This window comes from Pedomonas sp., from assembly GCF_036515995.1.
Lineage (GTDB): Bacteria > Pseudomonadota > Alphaproteobacteria > Sphingomonadales > Sphingomonadaceae > Pedomonas.
This window is the reverse complement of the sequence record NZ_DATBUP010000184.1, coordinates 1-6573: the sequence shown is the minus strand read 5'-3', so window position 1 is coordinate 6573 and position 6573 is coordinate 1. Positions and strand designations below refer to the sequence as shown.

Genomic DNA, 6573 nt, shown 5'->3' with positions numbered 1-6573 from the left:
AAGAGTGGAGTGCAGGGTCGCAGACCCCCGCAAAAACTTACTGGCCCGAGGCCAGACGCATGTCGAGATAGCGGTTCACCGATTCCATCAGCTGTTCCTGCTCGTTCTCGAAGAAGTGGTTCGCGCCGTCGATCGTGTCGTAATCGATGGTGATGTGCTTCTGCGTCTTGAGCTTGTCCACCAGCTTCTGCACCGCAGAGGGGGTAACGATCTCGTCCGCCGTGCCCTGAACGATCAGGCCCGAAGACGGGCAGGGGGCAAGGAACGAGAAGTCATACAGGTTGGCGGGCGGCGCCACCGAGATGAAGCCCCGGATTTCCGGGCGGCGCATCAGCAGCTGCATGCCGATCCAAGCGCCGAACGAGAAGCCCGCCACCCAGCAGGTCTGGGCGTCGGGGTTGAACTGCTGCATCCAGTCCAGTGCGGCGGCAGCGTCGGAGAGCTCGCCGATGCCGTTGTCGAACGTGCCCTGACTGCGGCCAACGCCCCGGAAATTGAAGCGCAGAACCGCAAAACCCCGCTGTGCAAACGACTGGTAGAGGTTATAAACAATCTTGTTGTTCATCGTGCCCCCGCCCTGAGGGTGCGGGTGCAGGATCAGGGCAATGGGAGCACGGGGTTGAGACGCCGGCTGGTACCGGCCTTCAAGACGCCCTTCCGGGCCAGTGAAGATAACGTCGGGCATTCGACCTCAGCGCTCAGAAACTGTTGATGACAAGCGCGAAAATTCCGCACGCATTCGGTCCGCTATATCTGGCTGGGCCGTCTCGTTGCAACGAAAACCGCACTGGTTAGCGGACCGATGGCTGATGAATACGACCTACCTCGACTATAATGCAACTGCCCCGACACATCCGGGGGTCATAGAGGCCGTGGCGGCCTGCCTGCGGGAGACGGGAAATCCCTCCTCCGTCCATGCGTCCGGCCGCCGGGCGCGCAGTCTGATGGAGGCGGCGCGCGAAACGGTGGCCAGAGCCGTCAACTGCCTGCCGCGCCAGATCGTGTGGACCAGCGGCGGCACGGAAGCGAACGCTCTGGTGCTCAAAGGGGTGCCTGCGCGCAGCTTTTTCGTGAGCAGCGTCGAGCATGATTCGGTCCTCGCCAACGCGCCCGAGGCCATGCGTCTGCCGGTCGATGCCAGCGGCGTTGTCGATCTGGAGGCCCTGAGCGCGGCGATGGCGCAGGCCGAGGGGCCCAGGCTCGTCTCCGTCATGCTCGCCAACAACGAAACCGGCGTCCTCCAGCCGATCGCAGAGATCGCCGAGTGTTGCCGGGCGGGCGGCGCGTGGCTGCACGTGGACGCGGTGCAGGCGCTGGGCAAGGTGCCCGTTGACGTTCAGGCGCTGGGGGCGGACTTCCTCACCCTGTCCGCTCACAAGGTTGGCGGCATGAAGGGCGTCGGCGCGCTGGTGCTGGCCAATGACCTGATCGAGATCAAATCCCCGGTGCGCGGCGGCGGGCAGGAGCTTGGCCGCCGCGCGGGCACGGAGAACCTGCCCGGCGTCGTCGCGTTCGGCGCTGCACTGCAGGAGCTGGAAACGCTGGAAGGGTGGACCTCCCGTGTCGCCGCATTGCGGAACCGGATGGAAGACGCGCTTCAGGCAGCGGGTGCGGAAGTGAACGCGCGCGACGCCCAGCGCCTGCCGACCACCAGTTCGGTGCGCATGCCGGGCGTGCCCGCCGAAACGCAGGTGATGGCGTTCGATCTGGCCGGCATCGCCGTCAGCGCCGGGTCCGCCTGCTCGTCCGGAAAGGTGAAGGCCAGCCATGTCCTGTCCGCCATGGGGCTGGGGGAAGAGGCGGCCAGCCAGTCCGTTCGCGTCAGCCTCGGCTGGAACACGACCGATGCCGATGTTGACCGTTTCATTGCCGCGTGGCAGCGACTGTACGAGCGCCGCCGCGTTGCAGAGCGTTGAACGGATAGGGAAGCGATGACCGTCATTTCGTCAGGCCCGGAAACGTCTTCACCGGCCGGCCGCAGGAAGGGCCCGATCTACTTCGACTTTCAGGCGACAACGCCGCTGGAGGAGAAGGCCCTCAGCGCCATGATGCCGTACCTGACGGAGAAGTTCGGCAATCCGCACTCCGCGACCCACCGTTTCGGCTGGGAAGGCAAGGCCGGGGTGGATGTGGCCCGCAAGCGCATCGCCGCCCTGATCAATGCAGAGCCCGAGGAGATCACCTTCCTCAGCGGCGCGACCGAGGCCAACAACCTCGCGCTGAAGGGCGTGATGGAACGGGCCGGCGAAGGGCGCAACCGGCTGATCGTCGCCGAGACCGAACACGCCTGCATCCGTGAGACGGCGGCCTATCTTGCCACGCGCGGTGTCGAGGTCACGCTGCTGCCGGTCGATGAGAGCGGGCTGGTGCGGCTCGATGCTCTGAAGGAGACGCTGGACGAGCGCGTCGCGCTGGTCTCGGTCATGCTGGTGAACAACGAGATCGGCGTCATCCAGCCGCTGGCCGAAATCGCGAAGCTCGCCCACGCCCACGGCGCGCTGGTCCATTCGGACATGGCGCAGGCGGCGGGCAAGATCCCGGTGGACGTGGAGGCGCTGGGGCTCGATCTGGCCAGTCTGTCCAGCCACAAGCTGTACGGCCCCAAGGGCATCGGCGCGATCTATGTGCGCAAGCAGGTTCCCATCGCGCCGCAGATCCACGGCGGCGGGCAGGAGGAGGGGCTGCGCTCCGGCACCCTCGCGCCGTTTCTCTGCGTCGGCTTCGGTGAGGCGGCAAGGATCGCGCAAGGCCAGCTCGAGGCTGATCAGGCCCATGTGAAGGCGCTGTGGGATCAGACGGTGGACACCTTCCGCCAGTCCGGCATCGCGTTCCGCATCAACGGCTCGGTCACGCACCGCTACTTCGGCAACCTCAACGTCTCGTTCCCGGGCGTAGATGGCGCGCGCCTGCTGGCGGACCTGCGCGGCTTCGCCGTTTCGTCAGGCGCGGCCTGCGCGTCCTCGGTCGGCAAGACCAGTTACGTGCTGGAGGCCTTGGGCGTGGAGTCGCAGACGGCGCAGGCCACCTTGCGCATTGGCTTCGGACGCGCCACAACGGCGGATGACGTGAAGGAGATGACGGACGCCATCCTGAAGGCCGTCCGCGCTCAAACCGAAGCGTCCTGGCGCTAGAGCAGCTGATGACAAGGCAGAGGTGAGCATGGCAAGCGTGAAGATCCGGTTTGTTTTCCCCGGCGGCAAGAAGGTCGTGGAGGCGGAAGGCCAGCCCGGAGAGCGTTTGCTTGAAGTCGCCCAGCATCACGACATTCCGCTGGAAGGCACCTGCGAAGGGCAGATGGCCTGCTCCACCTGCCACGTCATCATCGGCAAGGCGGATTTCTCCAAGCTCCCGCTGCCGAGCGAGGAAGAGGAAGACATGCTCGACTTCGCAGCCGGCGTGACCGCCACCTCGCGCCTGTCCTGTCAGGTGACGCTGGAGGAAAGCTGGGGCTCGCTCGAAGTGCTCGTCCCCTCCGAAGTGCGCAACATGCAGGGCCGCTGAGGCGGTTTTCCGGGCAGGCGCGTGGCCTGCGGTGCGTCAGGAACGTTTCGTCGCACGAATAGTCTAAATACATATACTTAGCAGATCTCCCCCTTATTCTGCCGCCTGGCTAACGATTTGGGGGAATTAATGAAATTTATCGGAATGATGACCGGGCTCGCGCTTGCTGCGGCCCTTGCCGGCTGCGGGGAGGCGCCGCGCTCTGATGCTGCGGCAACCGATCAGTCCGCTACCGCCCAGCCAGCATCGGCTGACGCACAAGCGGAAGGGCGGCCGTATCAGATCGACGAGACGCAGGTGTGGAGCGTGCCCGATCCGGTCTCGGGCCGGAAGTATGAGGTCTATGTCGCGCTGCCCAAGTCCTACGCGGCCAGTCCTGAGCGCACCTATCCCGTTCTGTACGTGACGGACGCGCCCTATGCCTTCCCGCTCATCCGCGCGATCTCGCGCCGGGTGGGTGATGACGAGCAGGGACTGGAGGATTTCCTTATCGTTGGCCTGTCCTATGCGGAAGGTGATGGCTCGAAGTACAGCCGCAACCGCGATTACACGCCGGTTCCGACCACCAGCGCGCAGGCGGCCAAGTCCGGCCCCTACGGTGAGGCGGAGGCCTACCGCGTCTACATCCGAGATCAGGTGATCCCTTTCATCGAGGGCAAGTTCCGCACCGACCCCGCGCGGCGGATGTACATGGGCCATTCCTATGGCGCCCTGCTCGGCGCGCACACCCTGTTCACCGAGCCCGCCATGTTCAGCCACTACATCCTCGGCAGCCCGTCGCTCTGGTACGCCAACCAGCACATGATGAAGGTGGAGGAGGCTTACGCCGCCAGGGCGAAAGACCTGCCGGCGAACGTGTTCATGTACATGGGCAGCTATGAAGCCGCCCGTCCGGGGGATCCGCGCTACAATCAGGACTCGGACATGGTGGCGGACATGCTGACGTTCGAGCGCCGCCTGAAGTCCCGCAATTATCCCAGCTTCAGCGTCGCCTCGGTCGTGCTGGACGAGGAGAACCACATGAGCGTCTTCCCGCCGGGGCTGACGCGCGGCCTCCAGCGCTTCCTGCCGCCCAAGCCCAAAGCCTGAGAAAGGCGGCCCTGAAAAACGAAAAGCCGTGATCCGCCAGGTGCGGGTCACGGCTCTGCATTTTCAGCGCTCCTGTAGGCGGAGCGGCAGGCTCAGCTGTCCTGTTCGGCCTTTTCGGTCTTCGTGTCCGCCGTTTCGGCGTCCGGCTTGCGGGTGGTCACGAGGAAGAAGGCCGGCGGATTGTCGCCGAAGCCGAGAACCGGCTCGTCCCGATCCTGATAGCGGCTGTAGCGGTCATCGCGGCGGTCCCGACCGCGTCCGCGCTCGCCGCGCTCCTGACGGTCATACCGATCATTGCGCTCGTAGCGTTCGCTACGCTCGGGCCGTTCGCTGGCGCGCGCCTCGATGGGAGCGGGAGCCGGAGCAGGAGAGGCGGGCTTGGCCTTTGCCTCGTCGCGGGGCGCTGCGGTCTTGCCGGTCTCGCTCTTGGCAGTCTCGGTCTTGCTAACCTCGCCTTTAGCCTCGGCTTTTCCAGCCTCGCTCTTGCTGCGCCGTCCGCGGGTGCCGCCTTCGCTCTTGGGCGCGGCGTCCTTGCGGGCTCCGCGACGCTTGGCAGGCGCTGCGTCGCGCTCGCCCAGCCTGACGTCTTCCGGCGGATCGCGCCGCGGGATCGGCTGCTGGATCAGCTTCTCGACGGCCGAGATCATCTCGGCCTCGTATTCCGTCGCCAGCGTGATGGCGGTGCCGGTGCGGCCCGCGCGGCCGGTGCGGCCGATGCGGTGCACGTAGTCATCCGCATGGATCGGCACGTCGAAGTTGAACACGTGGCTCACGCCCGGAATGTCGAGGCCGCGCGCGGCCACATCGCTGGCGACCAGGATCGGCACTTCGCCCGAGCGGAACTTCTCGAGCACTGTCAGACGCTCCGGCTGGTCCATGTCGCCGTGCAGCTGCCCCGCCTTGAAGCCGTGGCGTGTGAGGGATTCGTGCAGGGTGCGCACGTCCCGCTTGCGGTTGCAGAAAATGATGGCGTTGTTCACCTCTTCCGAACGCAGGAGGGAGCGCAGCACTTCACGCTTGGAGCGCTCCGGCACCACCATCATCGACTGGGCGATGGACACGTTGGTCGTGGCCGGGCGGGCCACTTCGATGAACTTCGGGTCCTTCAGGAACTGGTCTGCCAGCCGCTTGATGGCGGGCGGCATGGTCGCCGAGAACAGCAGCGTCTGCCGGCGCGGCGGCAGCAGGTTGCAGATCTTCTCGATGTCCGGAATGAAGCCCATGTCCAGCATGCGGTCGGCTTCGTCGATCACCAGAATCTCGCAGCCCGAGAGCATGACCTTGCCGCGCTCGATCTGGTCGATGAGCCGGCCCGGCGTCGCGATCAGCACGTCAGCGCCCTTGGACAGAACCTTGTCCTGGTCGCCGAAGGACATGCCACCGATCAGCAGCGCCATGTTCAGCTTGTGGTATTTGCCGTACTTCTCGAAATTCTCGGCCACCTGCACCGCCAGTTCGCGGGTCGGCTCGAGGATCAGGGAGCGGGGCATCCGCGCACGGGTCCGGCCCTGCGCCAGTACGTCGATCATCGGCAGGGTGAACGATGCGGTTTTGCCCGTTCCGGTCTGCGCCACGCCAAGAACGTCACGTCCTTGAAGCACGGTGGGAATAGCCTGGCGCTGGATCGGCGTCGGCTCGGTGTAGCCGCTGTCTCCGACTGCGCGCAGCAATTCTTCCGACAGACCTAATATTTCAAATGACATGCATTTACCGTCAAAGTTACGAAACAGCAGGCAGGACCAGCCGTATTTCGGCGCCCATATAGTGCGAAAATGCGTTGTCTCGCAATGCAGCATTACGAGGCTGGCAAAATCTGCTGTTCTTTTTCGTGCCCTGAGGGGCCAGGTTCACCCGAATCAGGCGGTGAACTGCTCCATCAGAATTCGATCGGCCAGCGTGTGGCCGGGGTCGAACAGCAGGTTGAGGCGCAGGGACTGGTCCTTCTCCACGCGCACATAAGAAACGTCCCGCACCTCGCTCTGG

The 6573-nt window shown here is 65.1% G+C and carries 6 protein-coding genes; 4 read left to right on the top strand and 2 right to left on the bottom strand.

What is annotated here, in order from left to right; all coding sequences use genetic code 11:
• Nucleotides 1-37: 37 nt before the first annotated feature.
• Nucleotides 38-685 carry an alpha/beta hydrolase gene (locus tag VIG90_RS13570; RefSeq protein ID WP_331594057.1) on the bottom strand — a complete coding sequence of 216 codons (648 nt, stop codon included), beginning with the start codon at nt 683-685 and terminating at the stop codon, nt 38-40.
• 124 nt (nt 686-809) lie between these two features.
• Between VIG90_RS13570 and VIG90_RS13565 the strand changes: the two genes are divergently transcribed.
• From VIG90_RS13565 to VIG90_RS13550, 4 genes are all read left to right on the top strand, one after another.
• Complete coding sequence (locus VIG90_RS13565) at nt 810-1916, top strand: cysteine desulfurase family protein (protein WP_331594056.1); 1107 nt, start codon at nt 810-812, stop codon at nt 1914-1916.
• 15 nt (nt 1917-1931) lie between these two features.
• On the top strand, nt 1932-3131 hold the full coding sequence (locus VIG90_RS13560; RefSeq protein ID WP_331594055.1) for a cysteine desulfurase family protein: 1200 nt from the start codon (nt 1932-1934) through the stop codon (nt 3129-3131).
• A gap of 28 nt (nt 3132-3159) precedes the next feature.
• Nucleotides 3160-3501, top strand: coding sequence for a 2Fe-2S iron-sulfur cluster-binding protein (locus tag VIG90_RS13555; RefSeq protein ID WP_331594054.1), 342 nt, complete (start codon nt 3160-3162; stop codon nt 3499-3501).
• Between the two features lie 129 nt (nt 3502-3630).
• Nucleotides 3631-4590: an alpha/beta hydrolase gene (locus VIG90_RS13550; RefSeq protein ID WP_331594053.1), complete on the top strand. Its 960-nt coding sequence runs from the start codon at nt 3631-3633 to the stop codon at nt 4588-4590.
• Nucleotides 4591-4682: 92 nt separating this feature from the next.
• Here VIG90_RS13550 and VIG90_RS13545 read toward each other — a convergent pair whose 3' ends face one another.
• Nucleotides 4683-6293 carry a DEAD/DEAH box helicase gene (locus VIG90_RS13545; protein ID WP_331594052.1) on the bottom strand — a complete coding sequence of 537 codons (1611 nt, stop codon included), beginning with the start codon at nt 6291-6293 and terminating at the stop codon, nt 4683-4685.
• Nucleotides 6294-6573: the final 280 nt, after the last annotated feature.

Excerpts from the sequence above, each read along its gene's own strand:
- VIG90_RS13570 (WP_331594057.1), bottom strand. The coding sequence starts at position 685 with ATGCCCGACGTTATCTTCACTGGCCCGGAAGGGCGTCTTGAAGGCCGG.
- VIG90_RS13565 (WP_331594056.1), top strand. The coding sequence starts at position 810 with ATGAATACGACCTACCTCGACTATAATGCAACTGCCCCGACACATCCG.
- VIG90_RS13560 (WP_331594055.1), top strand. The coding sequence starts at position 1,932 with ATGACCGTCATTTCGTCAGGCCCGGAAACGTCTTCACCGGCCGGCCGC.
- VIG90_RS13555 (WP_331594054.1), top strand. The coding sequence starts at position 3,160 with ATGGCAAGCGTGAAGATCCGGTTTGTTTTCCCCGGCGGCAAGAAGGTC.
- VIG90_RS13550 (WP_331594053.1), top strand. The coding sequence starts at position 3,631 with ATGAAATTTATCGGAATGATGACCGGGCTCGCGCTTGCTGCGGCCCTT.
- VIG90_RS13545 (WP_331594052.1), bottom strand. The coding sequence starts at position 6,293 with ATGTCATTTGAAATATTAGGTCTGTCGGAAGAATTGCTGCGCGCAGTC.